This is a genomic window from Streptomyces sp. DH-12, assembly GCF_002899455.1.
Classification (GTDB): domain Bacteria; phylum Actinomycetota; class Actinomycetes; order Streptomycetales; family Streptomycetaceae; genus Streptomyces.
In genome coordinates this window covers 7278516-7295025 of record NZ_PPFB01000001.1, presented here as the reverse complement: position 1 = coordinate 7295025, position 16510 = coordinate 7278516, and the positions used below count along the sequence as shown (strand labels likewise).

4 protein-coding genes are annotated in these 16510 nt (G+C 75.0%); all 4 read right to left on the bottom strand.

Going from position 1 to position 16510, the window contains the following annotated elements; all coding sequences use genetic code 11:
* Nucleotides 1-6: 6 nt before the first annotated feature.
* Complete coding sequence (locus tag C1708_RS32320) at nt 7-1254, bottom strand: MFS transporter (protein ID WP_106415989.1); 1248 nt, start codon at nt 1252-1254, stop codon at nt 7-9.
* Between the two features lie 36 nt (nt 1255-1290).
* Nucleotides 1291-2520: a cytochrome P450 gene (locus C1708_RS32315; protein ID WP_106415988.1), complete on the bottom strand. Its 1230-nt coding sequence runs from the start codon at nt 2518-2520 to the stop codon at nt 1291-1293.
* Entirely contained in the window at nt 2517-9854 is a 7338-nt protein-coding gene (locus C1708_RS32310; protein ID WP_106415987.1) for a non-ribosomal peptide synthetase, read from the bottom strand. Before C1708_RS32310 ends, C1708_RS32315 begins: the two co-directional genes overlap by 4 nt.
* A 105-nt stretch (nt 9855-9959) precedes the next feature.
* Complete coding sequence (locus C1708_RS32305; RefSeq protein ID WP_106415986.1) at nt 9960-16253, bottom strand: non-ribosomal peptide synthetase; 6294 nt, start codon at nt 16251-16253, stop codon at nt 9960-9962.
* Nucleotides 16254-16510: the final 257 nt, after the last annotated feature.

Genomic DNA, 16510 nt, shown 5'->3' with positions numbered 1-16510 from the left:
GCCGGTTCAGCGCATCTCCCGCACCGCCCGGGATCCGAGCACCGCGAGCCCGGTGACCGCGAGGACCGCGGCCACGACCCCGAACAGGGCGAGGTGTCCCGTCCCGGCCAGGGCGCCGCACAGGATCAGCGACAGGGGGGCGGCGGCGTAGCCGAGGACCATGTCGACGGAGACGACGCGGGTGAGGACGTCCTGCGGGATGTTGCGCTGGATCCAGCTCAGTCCGAACACGCCCTGGTAGCCGATGGCGAAGCCCATGGTGAGGACGGTCGCGATGACGACCGGGGTGCTCTGGGCGAGGCCGAGGACGGCCATTCCGGCGCCCAGCCAGCCGGCGAGTCCGGCGACCAGGAGGCCGACGCGGGGCCGTCCGCCGACCGCCCCGCCGACGAGGGTGCCGAGGACCGCGCCACCGGCCAGGGCGCCGTTGAGGACGCCGAGGGTGGCCGAGCCGCCGCGCAGCACCTGGTCGGCGAGGGTGGCGAAGCCGACCGTGAAGGGGCCCGCGTAACAGAAGTTGACCGCGGTGTCGAGGGCGACGATGGTGCGCAGACGCGGGTCGCGCAGAGTGAAGGTGACGCCTTCGCGGATGCGGGCGCCGAGGGAGGGCCCCTTCTCCTCCGGCGCGGCCTTGGGCGTGTCGGGCCGGGGGCGGGTGCGGATGCGGGCGACGCACAGTCCGCACAGCGCGAAGCAGACGGCGTCGACGAGGAAGGCGACCGGCGCCTCGGTGAGGGCGATGACGACACCGCCGACGGCGGGGCCGAGGACGGCGGCGGTGCGCGCGCCGGCGCCGAGCAGGGCGTTGGCCGGGGCGAGCAGTTCCTTGTCGACGACCGACGGCAGGATGGAGACGCGGGCGGGCTGGAAGAAGGCGTCGACGGCGCCGAACGCGGCGGCCGCCGCGCACAGCATCCACACGGTGAGGTGTCCGGTGAGTCCGGCGATGCCGACGGCGGCCATCAGGGCGCTGCGGGTCCAGCTGGAGGCCACCATGAGGGTGCGGGTGGACCAGGTGTCGCCGAGGGTGCCGCCGACCAGGGTGAGCAGGGCGCGGGGCACGGCCTGGAAGGCCAGGACGTAGCCCAGGGTGAGGGTGGAGCCGGTCAGGCTCAGGGTGATCCAGGAGAAGGCGACGACGCTGAATCCGTCGCCGAGCAGGGAGAGCGCCTGCCCCGTCCACAGCAGGCGGAAGGAACGGTGCCGGGCGGGCGCCCACAGCCGTGGGCGGTCCGCGGCGAGGGTCGTGGCCATGGGAATGCCTCTCTTCGGGGGGCGTGTGCGGTCCGGTCAGTAGTGGACGGGCAGGGCGGTGAGGCTGCGGTTGAGCAGGGACGGCTGCCAGGAGAGCCGTGCGGGGTCGGCGAGGGCGAGGCCGGGCCGCTCGCACACGAGTGTGCGCACGGCGCACACGGCGACGAGGCGGGCGAGCGCGGCGCCGATGCAGAAGTGGGCGCCGAAGCCGAAGCCGAGGTGGGTCGCGCCGCTGCGGGTGACGTCGAAGCGGCCCGGGTCGGGGAAGCGGGCGGGGTCGCGGTTGGCGGCGGCGGTGACGAGGAAGATCCGGTCGCCCGTGCGCAGGGTGTGGCCGCCGAGTTCGAGGTCCTGGGCGGCGGTGCGGATGGACATCTTCGACGGCCCGTCCAGGCGCAGGGTCTCCTCCACGGCGCCCTGGGCCAGGTCCGGTTCGGCGCGGACGGCGGCGAGCTGGTCGGGGCGGGTGTGCAGGGCCAGGACGGTGTTGGCGATGAGGTTGCTGGTGGTCTCCCCGCCGGCGAAAGCCATCTGGGTGAGCATGCCGACGAACTCCTGCTCGCTGACGGTGCCGCCGACGCGGCCCTCGGCGAGGACCTGGCTGATGAGGTCGTCGCCGGGCTCGGCGCGCCGCCGTTCGACGAGCGCGCCGAGGTAGTCCTCCAGGCTCACCAGTGCCTGGAGGGAGGCCCGGTACTCGCTCTCCTCCTGGGCGGTGCCGAGCACGAGGTCGGCGACGCGGGCGTTCCAGTACCAGAAGGAGGGGCCGTCGGTGGGCGGGATGCCGAGCCAGCGGGCGAAGACGAGGGCGGGCAGCGGTTTGGCGACGTCGGCCATGAGGTCGCCGCTGTGGCCGGGAGCGGCTTTGCGGGTGAGGACGGCCCGGGTGACCTTCTCGGTGAAGGCGCTGTAGCGGGCGACGGCGCGGGCGGCGAAGGCCTCTTGGAAGACCTGGCGCAGCCGGCGGTGCTGGGGCGGGTCGTTGAAGACCATCCAGCGGGACAGGATGGAGAAGGCGCGCTCGGCGTCCTCGCGGGCTCCCTGCGGCACGGCGTCCATCAGGGGGCGGACCCGGTCGGCGGAGACGGCGCGGTCGCGCAGGCAGCGCATGACCTCGTCGTAGCCGGTGACGAGCCAGGCGTGGTGGAGCGGGCTCCACTGCACGGGGTCGCTCTCGCGCAGGGCGTCCAGATGGCCGTAGGGGTCGGCGACCAGGTCGGGGGCGAGGAGGTAGCGCTCGGTGGGGGCGGGGGCGAGGGTGGTCATCGGGCTTCTCCGGTCTCCAGGGCGGCGACCAGGCCGGCGATGCCGGTGACCTGGGGGTCGGCCATCATCGACATGTGGTCGCCCTCGCTGATGTGCAGGGTGAGCCCGTCGCGTGCGGTGGCCCGCCAGCGTTCGACGTAGGTGTCGAAGTCGACGTCGAGGCCGGGCATCGGGACGCCTCGGGGCAGGTTCGCGGCCTCGCTGCCGACCACGAGGTGGAGGTGGCCGGGGTAGGGGCGGACCTCGTAGGCGGCGAGTGCGGCGAGCAGGGAGTGCCAGACCTCGATGGGGGCGCCTTCGACGAGGGCGGCCTCGGCCGGGCTCATGCCGGCGCCGAGGAGGGTGGCGGTGAGTTCGGCGGTGGCGCGGTCGCGCTGCGGGGAGTCGGTCATCTCGCGCAGCCGGTCGCGCTGGCGCTGGGCCTCGCGCAGGTCGCGGGTGACGCCTTCGAGGCGGGCGCGGGCGGCGGGGTTGGGCAGGTAGGGCTCGATGAGGACGAGCGGGGCGACGGGGTGGCCGGACTGGTGCAGCTGGGTGGCCATCTCCAGGGCGATGTTGGCGCCCATGGACCAGCCGAGCAGGGCGTGCGGGCCGGGCGCCGCGCGGTCGGTGATCTCGGCGGCGTAGTTGGCGGCGATGCCGGTCACGGTGCTGGGGTCGACGCCGCCGAGCAGTCCGCGGGCCTGGAAGGCGTGGACGGGTCGGCCGGGCGGCAGGGCGCGGGCGAGCGGCACGAACCAGGCGGCGCTGCCGCCGGTGGGGTGCACGCACCAGAGGGGTTCGCCGTCGCCCTCGCGCAGCCGCACCTCGGAGGTGACGGTCCGGGGCAGTCCGGCGCCGACCGCGCGGGTGGCGTGGGCGGCGAGGCGGGCGAGGGTGGGGTGTTCGATCAGGTCGCCGACGGTGACGGGCAGTCCGCGTCCCGCGGCCATCAGGGACACGCGGACGGTGGACAGGGAGCTGCCGCCGATCCGGAAGAAGTCGTCGTGGACGCCGATGCGGGACAGGCCCAGCACCTCGCGCCAGATCTCGGCGAGGATCCGCTCGGCGGGGGTGGAGGGGGCGACGTACGCGGTCTCGTCCTGGTCGAGTTCGGCGGGCGGCAGGGGCAGCGCCCGCCGGTCGATCTTTCCGCTGCGGTTGACGGGCATCTCGTCGAGGAGGACGAAACGCGAGGGCACCATGTAGGCGGGCAGTCCGGTGCGCAGGGCGCCGCGCAGCTCCTCGGGGGTGTGCCGGCCGGTGTCGTCGGTGACCAGGTAGGCGACGAGGGCGGGTTCGCCCCCGGGCAGGTCGGTGCGGTGCAGGACGACGGCCTGGCGGACGCCGGGCAGTTGCCGCAGGGCGTGCTCGATCTCGCCGGGTTCGATGCGGAAGCCGCGCAGTTTCACCTGGGCGTCGCGGCGGCCGAGCCATTCGACGGTGCCGTCGGGCCGGTAGGCGCCGAGGTCGCCGGTGCGGCACAGCCGCTCGCCGGAGCCGCCGTAGGGGTCGGGGACGTAGGTGGCGGCGGTGAGGTCGGGACGGCCGAGGTAGCCGCGGCCGACGGCCTGTCCGCCGAGGTGGATCTCACCGGGGACGCCGACCGGGACGGGCTGGAGGTCGTCGTCGAGGACGTGGACGCGGGTGTTGCGCATCGGGGTGCCGATGGGCGGCCGGCCCTGGCCGGGGGCGAGGTCTGCGGCGACGGACCACACGGTGGTCTCGGTGAGGCCGTACACGTTCTGGAAGCGGCGGCCCCGCGACCAGCGGTCGGCGAGTTCGGCGGGGCAGGTCTCGCCGGCGACCTGGAGGACGCGCAGGTCGGGGAAGGTGTCCTCGCCGAGGACGGCCAGGGCGCTGGGCGGGAGCATGCCGCCGGTGACGCGGGCCTCGCGCAGGGTGCGGGCCAGGTCGGGGCCGGGGCGCAGGTCCTCCTTGGGTGCGGTGACCAGGCGGCCGCCGTTGGCGAGGGCCCAGGTCAGTTCCAGGATGGAGGCGTCGAAGCCGAAGGAGGCGAACTGCAGGACGCGGTCCTCGGGGGTGGGGTCGACCAGGTCGCGCTGGCCTTCGAGCATGTTGGACAGGCCGCCGTGCGCGATGGCGACGCCCTTGGGGACGCCGGTGGAGCCGGACGTGTAGATCAGGTAGGCGAAGGTGTCGGCGTCGGGCTCGCGGCCGGGCACCGGTCCGACCGGCTCGGCGGGTACGTCCAGGTGGAGGGTGGGGCCGTCGAAGGGGACGGCGCCGTCCAGCGCCCGCTGGGTCAGCAGCACCCGCATGCCGCTGTCCTCGGCCATGAACGCGAGACGGTCGGTGGGGTGTTGCGGGTCCAGCGGGACGAAGGCGCCGCCGGAGCGCAGCACGCCGAGCGCGGCACGGACCCAGTCCGGCCCCCGGTCGACGCAGATGCCGACGATGCTCTCGGGTCCGACGCCGAGCGACCGCAGTCGGCGGGCGACCTGTTCGGCCTGCTCGTGGAGTTCGGCGTAGGTCAGGGTCTGGCCGCGGTGCTCGACGGCGACGGCGTGCGGGGTGCGGGCGGCCCATGCGGCGACGTGCTCGTGGAACAGCAGCGGCGAGGAGGGCAGGTCAGGGCCCGCGGCCCAGCCGAGGACCGTCTCACGGGCGGCGCCGGTGGCTGCGGGCGGGCGGATCCGGGCGTGCGGGTCGGCGGTCATGGCCTCGAGCTGGGCCACGAAGACGTCGGCGACCTGTTCGGCGGTGGCCGGGGCCACGTACTCGGGGTCGGCGTCGAGGGTGAAGGCGTTGACGCCGGCGTTGACCAGCAGCGGGAACATCGTGCGGGCGATCTCCAGGGAGTCGTCCCAGGAGTCGTGCGCCAGGCGGTGGAAGTTGATGTAGTTGAAGACGGTGTCGGTCAGGTTCGGTTCGGTGGGCCGCAGTTGGGCGATGCGGACGAGCGGGACCCGGCGGTGCGGCAGCATCTCCTGCTCGGCGCCGAACACGTCCCTCAGGTAGGTCAGCCAGTCGCCGCGCGGGCGGTCCACGCCGAACGGCACGGTGTTGAGGAACAGTCCGCGCATCCGGTCGGCGCCGGGCACCTCGGGGCGGCCGTTGGTGACCAGGCCGATGCTGTGGCCCCGCACGCTGTCGTCGCGGTCGGCGAACAGGCTCATGGTGTGGTGGAAGGCGGCGAGCAGCACGGTGCGGCGGGGCACGCCCGCCTCCTTGGCGAGGCGTCCGATGCGTTCGGCGAGGTGGGCGTAGGAGCGGCGCACCTCGTGCACCGGCGGACCGTCCACGGCGGCCGTGTCGGTGCGCCGGCGCAGGGTGACCGGGCGCAGCGCGGCGAGCCGGTCCCGCCAGTAGGCCAGGGAGTCCTCGTCGGCGAGCGCGGCCCGCTCCAGGGCGACGTACTCGGCGAAGGCCGGGACGCTCGGAGGGCGCGGCGCGGTGCGCTGGGTGACCGCCTCGCGGTGCAGGGCCAGCAGGTCGGCGACGAGGGAGGTCAGGCTCCAGCCGTCGAGGACGACATGGCAGTCGGTGAGGACCAGGCGCAGGTCGTGGTCGGTGACGTGGTGCAGGTGGATGCGGACGAGGGGGGCGGCGGCGAGGTCGAAGCGGCGGTCGAACTCGGCGTCGACGAACCGGCGCAGCCGCTCGCGCTGCTCCTCGCGGGGCAGTCCGCGCAGGTCGGTGTAGCCGACGGACAAGTGGGCGGTGCGGTGTACGAGTTGGAGCGGTTCGCGGTAGCCGACGAGGTCGACGGAGGTCCGCAGGATCGGGTGGGCGGCGACGACTGCGTCGACGGCGGACTGGAAGGCGGCGGCGTCGAAGCCCTCGGGGACGGTGATCTTCAGGTCGGTGACGTTGTGGTAGGCGCCGCGCCGGTGGTCGGCGAGCATCTCGTGGAGCATTCCGGCCTGGAGCATGGTGAGCGGGTAGGCGTCGGCGAGGCCGTCGGGCAGCCGGTCCCGGTCGGCGGGGTCGACGAGGGAGAAGGGAGCGACCGGTTCGGGGGTGTCGGCGGCGTCGGTGACCAGTTCGGCGAGGTCGGCGAGGGTGCGGGCGCGGAAGACGTCGGCGACGGAGAAGCCGAGCCCGGCGAGCCGGCCGACGCCGACCAGGCGCAGGGCGAGGATGGAGTCGCCGCCGAGGTCGAAGAAGTTGTCGGTGCGGCCGACCCGCTCCACGCTCAGGACCTGCCCGAACACCTCCGCCAGTGCCTGCTCGGTCGGCCCCTGGGGGGCGACGTGCGTCGAATCCTGGGCGGTGCCGGGGCGCACGGCGGTCAGGGCGGCGCGGTCCACCTTGCCGTTGGCGGTCAGCGGCAGGCGTTCGTGGCGGACGAACAGGGCGGGGACCATGTACTCGGGCAGCGTCAGCCGCAGTCCCTCGCGCAGGGCGGGCACGTCCAGGGGGCGGCCCTCGGGGGTGACGACGTGGGCGACGAGGCGGGCGGCGCCGCTGTCGCGCCGGGCCACCACCGCGGTGTCCGCGACGCCGGGCAGTGCACGCAGGGCGGTCTCGATCTCGCCGGGCTCGATCCGGTAGCCGCGGATCTTGACCTGGTGGTCGGCGCGGCCGACGTAGGCGAGCTGTCCGTCGGGCAGGACGCGCACGAGGTCGCCGGTGCGGTACATGCGGGAGCCGGGGGCGCCGAAGGGGTCGTCGAGGAAGCGCTCCGCGGTCAGCTCGGGCCGGTTGCGGTAGCCGCGGGCCACTCCCCCGCCGGCCACGTGGAGTTCGCCGACGGTGCCGTGCGGGACGAGGCGGCCCCAGGCGTCCAGGACGTAGCCGTGGGCGGCGGTGAGCGGGCGGCCGACGGGTGAGCGGACGTCGCCGTGGACGTCGTCCTCGGTGATGGTGCGGATCGTGACGTGGACGGTGGTCTCGGTGATGCCGTACATGTTGACCAGTTCCGGGCGGGGCCCGGGGGCGGTGAACCAGTCGCGGTAGTCGCGCACGTCGAAGGCGTCGCCGCCGAAGACGACCGTCCGCAGGGCGAGGCCGGTGAAGCCGGCCCCGTTCTGGGCGAGATGGGCGCGCAGCCCCTTGAAGGCGGCCGGGGTCTGGTTGAGGACGGTGACGCCCTCCTCGCGCAGCACCCGGTGCACGGCGGCCGGGTCGCGCACCTCGTCCCCGGTGAGGACGACGACGCGTCCCCCGGTGGCGAGGGGCGCCCACAGCTCCCAGACGGAGAAGTCGAAGGCGGGCGAGTGCATCAGGGTCCACACGTCGTCGGGACCGAAGTCGAAGTGCCGGTCGGCGGCGCCCAGCAGCCAGGCCAAGTTGCCGTGGGTGATCTCGACGCCCTTGGGGCGGCCGGTGGAGCCGGAGGTGTAGATGACGTAGGCGAGGTCGTCGTGGGCGGGGACGACGTCCTCCGGCGACGGCGCGGCGCCCACTCCGGCGGTGTCCTGCGCCGCGGGGTGCCGGTCGTCGGCGTCCCGCTCGGTGGCGCTCAGTTCGAGCAACCGGGCCGGCAGACCCTCCACCGCGTCGCGGGTGGCCGCGTCGGTGACGATCAGTTCGATGCCGGAGTCGGTGACGGTGTACTCACGGCGCGCCTTGGGGTGCGTCGGGTCCAGCGGCAGATAGGCGGCTCCGGTCCGCCAGACGGCCAGGAGGGCGACGGCCAGGTCGGGGGTGCGGTCGAGGCAGACGCCGACGAGGGCGCCCGGGGTGACGCCGGCCGCGCGCAGTCGCCGCGCCAACGCGGATGCCTGACGGTCGAGTTCGGCGTAGGTGAGGCTCCGGCCCGAGCCGGTGACGGCTCGCGCGTGGGGGGTGCGGGCGATGTGTCCGGCGAGCCGGTCGGCGGCCGTGCGCGGCGGGACGGCGGGCGTGTCGGTCCTGCGGGCGGGGCCGTCCGGGCCGAGCAGACGGGCGCGTTCGGCGGCGGTGAGGGGGTCGACGGTGCTCAGGGGTGCGTCGGGGCGGGTGCGGAACGCCTCCAGGAAGGCCACGGTGTGCCGGGCCAGCGCGGCGACGGTCTCCTCCTCGAACAGGTCGGGACGGTAGACGAAGGCGAGTTCGGTGCGCCCGGTGCCCTCGCGCAGGTCGAGGGTGAGGTCGAACTTCGCGGTGGTGAGCCCGATGCGGTACGGCTCGCCCTCGGCCTGCCCGAGGGCGAGGGCGCCCGTGCCGGTCTCCGTGTGCGTGTAGAGCACCTGCACCAGCGGGTTGCGGGCGAGGTCACGTTCGGGGCTGAGGGCCTCGACGACCTTCTCGAAGGGCAGCGACTGGTGGGTGAACGCCTCCAGGGCCCGGTCGCGGGTGCGGTCGAGGAGCGTGGCCGGGGTCGGGTCGTCGGAGAAGTCGCCGCGCATCACGAGGGTGTTGACGAAGAACCCGACGAGCTGTTCGGTCTCGGCCCGCTCGCGGTTGGCGACGACGGTGCCCACGGCGATGTCGTGCTGTCCGCTGTGGAAGGCGAGCGCTGCCTGGAAGGCGGCGAGCACGGTCATGTAGGGCGTGGTCCCGGCGGTGCGGCCCAGGGCGGCGAGGCCGTCGGTCAGCGCGGCCGGCAGGGTGACGGTGTGCACGGCGCCGTGGCTGGAGGGCGTGTCGGGGCGCGGATGGTCGGTGGGCAGGTCGAGCGGGGTCAGTCCGGCGAGCCGGGAGGTCCAGTGGTCCAGGGCCCGGCCCTGGTCGGCGGCGCGCTGCCAGAGGGCGTAGTCGGCGTAGTCCAGGGGCAGTTCGGGCAGTTCGGCGTCGCGGCCCTCGCGCCTGGCCCGGTACAGCTCGGCGAGGTCCCGTACGAGGACGTCGAGGGACCAGCCGTCGGAGACGATGTGGTGCATGGCGAGGACGAGGACGTGGTCGTCATCGGCCGCGCGGACCAGGGTGGCCCGGAAGGCGGGTTCGCGGGCGAGGTCGAAGGGGCGCAGGGCGGCGGCGTGGACGGCGGCGTCCACCTGCCGGGCGACGGCCTCGTCTACGGGGACGGCCTCCGCCTCGCAGACCGCGCCGGCGTCCGCCTCTCCCCCCGCGGCCGCGTCGACGACGTCGAGCACGGCGTCGCCGGCCGGCAGGACGCGCTGGTACGGGACGCCCTCGTGCTCGGGGAAGACGACGCGCAGCTGTTCGTGCCGTGCGACGAGGTCGGCGAGGGCGGCGCGCAGGGCCGGCACGTCCAGGGGGCCGCGCAGCCGCCACGCGGCGGGCAGCAGGTAGGTCGCGGCGCCGGGGTCGAGGCGGTCCAGGAAGTACAGGCGCTGCTGGGCCGGGGACAGCGGGGTTCGCTCCGGGCGGGGCCGGACGCGGACGGGGCCGTCGTCGCGGACGGCCGACCGGCCGCGCAGCCGCTGCTCCAGCAGTCGCCGGGCGGCCGGGGAGAGGCCACCGCCTGCGGGCTGGGGGCCGGGGCGCACGTCGGACGTGGTCATGAGGGCACTCCGAATCTCAGGGTCTGGGGCAGAGCTGCGGGCTGGGTGGCGAACCGGACGGGCGTCGGCGGGCGGCCGTCCGGATTCGGCGGCGGAGTTCGGCGGTCAGAGTTCGGCGGTCAGGGACAGGTCGATCTCGTCGTCGCTCATCTGCGAGATCAGCTCCAGCAGACGCCGTTCCACCTCGGCGGCGAGCCGCTCCACGGTGGGGTGTTCGAACAGGTCCCGGACCTGGAAGGGGCAGTCGAAGGCGGTCCGCAGCCGGGAGGCGACCGACACCGCGCGCAGGGAGTGGCCGCCCAGCGCGAAGAAGTCGTCGTGGACGCCGACCCTGGGCAGGTCGAGGACCTCGCACCAGATCTGGGCGACGACGGTCTCGGCCGGCGTCCGCGGCGGCACGAGGGTGGGCGCCTCGCGGGTCTCCGGCTCGGGCAGCGCCTTGGCGTCCAGCTTGCCCTGGACGGTCAGCGGCAGGGCGTCGAGCAGGACGAACGCCGAGGGGACGAGGTAGTGGGGCAGCTGGGCCCGGCAGTGGGTGGCCAGGGACTCCTCCAGCAGGCCGTCCCCGACGACGTAACCGACCAGCGCGGGTTCGCCGTGCAGGGTGCGGACGACGACGGCCGCGCCGCGCACGCCGGGGTGGGCGCGCAGGACGGCCTCGGCCTCGCCGGGCTCGACGCGGAAGCCCCGGATCTTGACCTGGTCGTCGTCGCGGCCGAGGAACTCCAGCTCCCCGTGGGGCAGCCGGCGCACCACGTCACCGGTGCGGTAGGCCCGGGCGCCGGGTCCGCCGTGCGGGTCCGGCACGAACCGCTCGGCCGTCAGGGCGGGCCTGCCGAGATAGCCGCGCGCCAACTCCGGGCCACCGAGAAGGAGTTCGCCGGGCACGCCGTGCGGGGCCAGGTCTCCGCGCGCGTCGACGACGTAGGTGCGTCGGCTGCCCAGCGCCCGTCCGATGGGCACCCGGCCGTCCGGCCGGTCCCGCAGCGTGTGCGCGGTGGCGGAGATGACGGCCTCGGTGGGCCCGTAGGTGTTGACGACCGCGACGCCGGGCAGGTGGGCGAACCAGCGCTCGAGCGGGTCGGCGGGCAGCGCCTCTCCGCCGGTCACCAGCAGCCGCAGGGTGCGCAGCCGGGGCGTGAGGGCGTCCAGGCGGGCGACGACCTCGGCCCAGTACGACGGGGTGAGCTCCATGACGGTGATCCCGGCCTCGGCGACGCGTTCGGCCAGCTCCTCGGGGGCCCAGATCTCGTCGGGCCGCACGTGCACGCTCGCTCCGACGCTCAGCGCGGGCAGGATCTGTTCGAGCGAGGCGTCGAAGGAGGTCGAGGCGAAGGTGAGCACCCGGTCCCGGTCGGTCAGCGCGAACAGTTCGCGAGCGGCGGCGACATGGGCGTCCAGGGCGTGGTGTGCGACGCCGACGGCCTTGGGCCTGCCGGTGGAGCCCGAGGTGAAGATGACGTAGGCGAGGTCGTCGGGCCTGGGGGCGTGGCGGGGGCCGTCGGTGCGGGGCGGCGCGTCGTCGAGGTCGACGCGGTGCGCGTCCAGGGCCTCCACGGTGGCGCGGGTGGCCGCGTCGCACAGGACGTGCCGCACCCCTGCCTCCCGGAGCATGTGCTCCAGCCGCCGGCCCGGCAGCTGGGGGTCGAGCGGGACGTAGGCGCCGCCCGCCCGCCAGACGGCGAGCATGGCCGTGACTGCTCCGACACCCCGGCTCACGCACACGCCGACCGGATCGGCCGGGGAGACGCCCGCGGCCACGAGCGCGGCCGCGATCCCCCCGCTGCGGGCGTCGAGCGCACGGTAGGTGAGGGTGGTCCCCTCGCAGGCGAGGGCCGTGGCCTCCGGTCGTCCCTCCACCGCGAAGGCCGGTGCCGGCGGGGCGTCCTGGCCCGCGGCGGCGAGCAGGTCGCGGCGCTCCTCCGGCGAGAGGAGGGGCGCTTCGTCGACGCGGGTGTGCGGGGCGTCGACGAGGGTTCGCAGGAGGCGTCCGACGTGTTCGGCGAAGCGGGCTGCGGTGGCCGGTTCGAACAGGTCGGCCGCGTACTCCACGTTGAGGGCGAACCCGGCGTCCCGGACCACGAAGGTCGCGGTGAGGTCGAATTTGGCCGAACTCCACGGCAGGGCGAGGTCGGTGGCGTCCAGGCCCGGCAGCGTCGAGCCGCCGCCCGCGGAGTCCTGGACGTCGACCATGACCTGGAAGAGCGGGTTGCGGGAGAGGTCGCGTTCGGGCCGCAGCCGTTCCACGACCTTCTCGAACGGCACTTCCTGGTGGCCGAAGGCGCCGAGGACGACATCCCGCACGCGGTCGACGAGGCCGGCGAGGGTCGGCCGCCCGGACAGGTCGGTGCGCAGCACGACTGTGTTGACGAAGAAGCCGACCAGCGGCTCCAGTTCGAGCCGGTCGCGGCCGGCGACGGGGGTGCCGACGCAGATGTCGTCCTGTCCGGTCCAGCGGGCGAGCACGGCCTGCGCGGCGGCGAGCAGCACCATGAAGCGGCTGGCCCCGTGCTCCCGCGCCAGGTCGTCGACCCGGCCGACGAGGTCGTGGGGCAGGTCGATCTCGACCGCTCCTCCCCTGCCGGTGAACGCGGCGGGGCGGGTCCGGTCGGTGGGCAGGTCGAGCACGGGCGCGCCGTCGAGCGCGGTTTCCCAGTAGGCGAGTTGGGGCTCCATGGCGCCGCTGTCGGCGCGGTCGCGCTGCCAGACGGCGAAGTCGCCGTACTGCACGGGCAGCGGCGGCAGCGCGGCGCTCTCGCCCCGCAGGCGGGCGTGGTAGTGCCGGGCGAGTTCGTCGAGCAGGACGTTCTTGGACCAGCCGTCGGTCACCGCGTGGTGCAGGCTGATCAGGACGACGTGGTCGTCTTCGGCGAGTTCCCACACGCCCGAGCGCAGCAGGGGCGGTCGGGCGAGGTCGAAGCGGCGGGTGGCGAAGGACGCGGCGCGCGGGCGCAGTTCGGCCACGCGGTCGCGTCCCTCGGCGGCCTCGGGCGCCCGCTCCCAGTGCAGCGGGACGCCGACGGGCGGGCACACCTCCTGGACGGGGCGTCCCTCGCGCTCGATGAGGGCGGTGCGCAGCACCTCGTGGCGGGCGACCAGGTCGTCCAGGGCCTGCTGCCAGGCGGTGCGGTCCAGTCCGCCGCGCACCCGCCAGCAGTACCAGAGGAGATAGGACTCGCCGGTGTCGGAGGTGCGGTCCAGGAACCACAGCCGCTCCTGTGCGAAGGACAGCGGCAGGGGCCGGTCGCGATCGACGGGCGCCACGTCGGCGGCCCCCGGGACCCGGGCGCCGGCCACGACGGGCGCGAAGCCGCGGACGGTGGGGTGTTCGAAGACGGTGCGCAGCTCCACCTCGCGGCCCAGGCGCTGGGCGATCCGGGAGACGGCCATGGTGGCGAGCAGGGAGTGTCCGCCGAGGTCGAAGAAGCTGTCGTCGAGTCCGACCCGGTCCAGGCCGAGGACGTCGGCCCACACCTCGGCGACGACCCGTTCGGTCTCGTCGCGCGGTGCGGCGTAGGCGGGCCCGGAGGCGCCGCGGGTGTGCGCGGGGTCGGGCAGCGCGGAGCGGTCGAGCTTGCCGGAGACGCCGACGGGCAGCGCGTCCAGGACGACGAAGTCCGAGGGGACGGCGTGCTGCGGGAGGTGGCGGGCGCACCAGGCGCGCAGGGCGGCGCGGTCGGGGGCCGGGTCGGCGCCCTCGGCGGGCACGACGTAGCCGATCAGGCTGCGGCCGGTGGCGCGGTCGGGGCGGGCGGCGGCCTGGGCGACCTCGGGGCAGGCCCGCAACACCGTCTCGACTTCGCCGAGTTCGATGCGGAAGCCGCGGATCTTGACCTGGTCGTCGCGGCGCCCGAGGAACTCCAGTTCCCCGCTCGCGGTCCAGCGCACGATGTCGCCGGTGCGGTAGAGGCGTCCGCCGGGCGGGCCGAACGGGTCGGGCACGAAGCGGTCGGCGGTCAGGGCGGGCATCCCGAGGTAGCCGCGTGCCACCTCGGTGCCGCCGATGAGGAGTTCGCCTCCGACGCCGACGGGCACGGGTTCGCCGTCGCCGTCGACGATGTACACGCGCCGCTCCCCCAGCGGCCGGCCGATGGGCACGGTGTGGGCGGGCGGGTCGTCGGCGTCGTAGATCGTGGCGGTGACGGTGGTCTCGGTCGGGCCGTAGGCGTTGCATACGCGGACGTGAGGGACGGCGGCACGCCACGCGGCGAGGGTGTCGGGCGGGACGCTCTCGCCGCCGAGGACCAGCAGCCGTAGGCCGCGCAGCCCGGCGGCGAGCCGGCGGTCGAGGGAGAGGGTCAGCTCCGCCCAGTAGGTGGGCGGCACGTTGACGACGGTCAGGCCGTGCCGCTGGACGATCTCGGGGATCTGGGTGGGCAGCCACGGTTCGTCAGGCCGCATGACGACGCGCGCGCCCGTGGTGAGGGCGGGCAGGACCTGGTCGAGGGAGGCGTCGAAGGAGAACGAGGCGAAGGCCAGGACGCGGTCGGCGGCGGTGAGGCCGAGGCGTTCGCGGGCGGCGGCCACGTGCGAGGCGAGGGCGGCGTGCTCGACGCCGACGGCCTTGGGGCGGCCGGTGGAGCCGGAGGTGAAGATGACGTGGGCCAGCTCCCTCGGATGGGGCCGGCGCCGGGGACCGTCGGCGTCGGGGGCGACGGCGCCGGTGTCGAGGAGGACGGGGGCGAGACCGTCGGCGTCGGCCGCGGTCGCCGCGTCGGTGAGGACGCAGGCGAGGCGGGCCTGTCGCGCCATGTACCGCAGTCGCTCGGCGGGGAGGTCGGGGTCGAGGGGCACATAGGCGCAGCCGGCGCGCCAGATGCCCTCGATGGCGGCGACCGACCACGGCCCCCGGCGCAGCAACACGCCCACGGCGCCGCCGGGTTCGACCCCCGTGTCCCGCAGGGCGGCGGCCAGTCCTCCGGTCATGGCGTCGAGTTCGGCGTAGGTGACGTTCTGGTCCCCGCAGCTCAGCGCGATCGCCGTGGGGTCGCCGGAGAAGGCGAGGTCGGGCGCCGGGCCGGCGGGGCGGTCGGGGGCGCGGTGCCAGTCGGGGCGGGGCCGGGCGAGGGCGCCCGGTCGCGTGGGAAGCGCGCGGAGCAGCTCCCGCACGGGTGTTTCGGGGGCGGCCAGCACCGCCCGTACCAGGGCGGCGTACGCCTGGGCGAAGGCGCGCATGGTGGCGTCGTCGAACAGGGCGGTGGCGTACTGGAGCAGGGCGGCGATGCTGCCGTCGGCGCGCAGGGTGAGGTCGAGAAAGACGTCCAACGGCGTCTTGGACAGCGGCGGTTCGACCAGGCCGACGTCCAGGCCGGGCATCCGCACCGGCTGGATCGGCGCGTTGAGGAGGGTGAACGAGGCCTGCGCCAAGGGGTGTCGGGACAGGTCGCGGGATCCGCCGACGGCGCCGACGACGAGGTCGAAGGGCGCCTCGGCGTGTGCGAGGTCGACGGGGACCCGGCGGCGCACCCGGTCGAGCAGTCCGGCGAAGTCCGGGGCGCCGGCGAGGTGGGTGCGCAGGACGACGGTGTTCACCAGAGGGCCGATGAGTCCGGCGGCGCCGGGCCGGGAGCGTTCGGCGAGGGTGCTGCACACGGCGACGTCGTCGCGGCCCGCCCAGTGTCCGAGCAGCACCTGGTAGGCGGTGAGCAGGAACATGTAGCGGGTGGCGCGGCGGGAGCGGGCGTAGGTGTCGACAGCGGCGACCACGTCGGCGGGCAGGTCGAACCGGACGACATCGCCGGATCCGTCCCAGGTGTGCGGTCGCGGGCGGTCGGTCGGCAGGTCCAGCGGCGTGAGCCCGGACAGCCGCTCACGCCAGTGCGCGAGCATCCGCTCCAGACGCGGCCCGCTCAGGCGCTCCGTCTGGGCCCGGGCGAGGTCGCTGTAGGAGACGGCGGGCGCGGCGACGGCGTCCCCCCGGTACCCGGCGGCCAGCTCCTCCAGCAGCACGCCCCAGGACCAGCCGTCCACGGCGATGTGGTGCACCTCGACGAGCAGCAGGTGCTCGTCGGGGCCGACGCGGGCGAGGACGGCGCGGACCGGGTGCTGCGCGGCGAGGTCGACGGGACGCCCGAGGAACCGGTCGTACAGCTCCTGCGGGCCGCTGACCTCGACACGCTCCAGTGCGACGCCGGCCGGGGCGTCGACCACCTGCACGGGTTCGCCGTCGACGGCGGTGAACCGCGAGCGCAGCACCTCGTGCCGGTCCACGATCGCCGACAGCGAGCTGTGCAGCCGCTCCACGTCCAGGGCCCCGCTCAGCCTCAGCACCAGCGGGAGCATCGACCCACTGGAGGAACCGGCGAGCTGGTCCATGAACCACAGTCGGCGCTGGGCGAAGGATGCGGTGCGGATGTCGAGGCCGTCCAGGGCCCTCTCCGGGGCCGGTCCTGCTGTCACTGTGAGCCTCCAAGCCGTGTTTTCCAGCAGACTGCCGTCGGCGGGGCGGGGCTCCATAGGGAAGAAGACGCAGCACCGGACGCAGACCGGGTTGCCGGGGCGGGGTCTGGCGGGCGGCAGCGGGAGGTCGGAGGCCGACGCGGGGATGTCCGAGTGTCGTCTACGCCTGCCTCTGCCCGGCGACGGCCGGCGGCCCCGTCGACGGCGCGACGTTCACGGCCTGCGTGGCCGACGGCATCGGGTGACCGGTGGCGGTC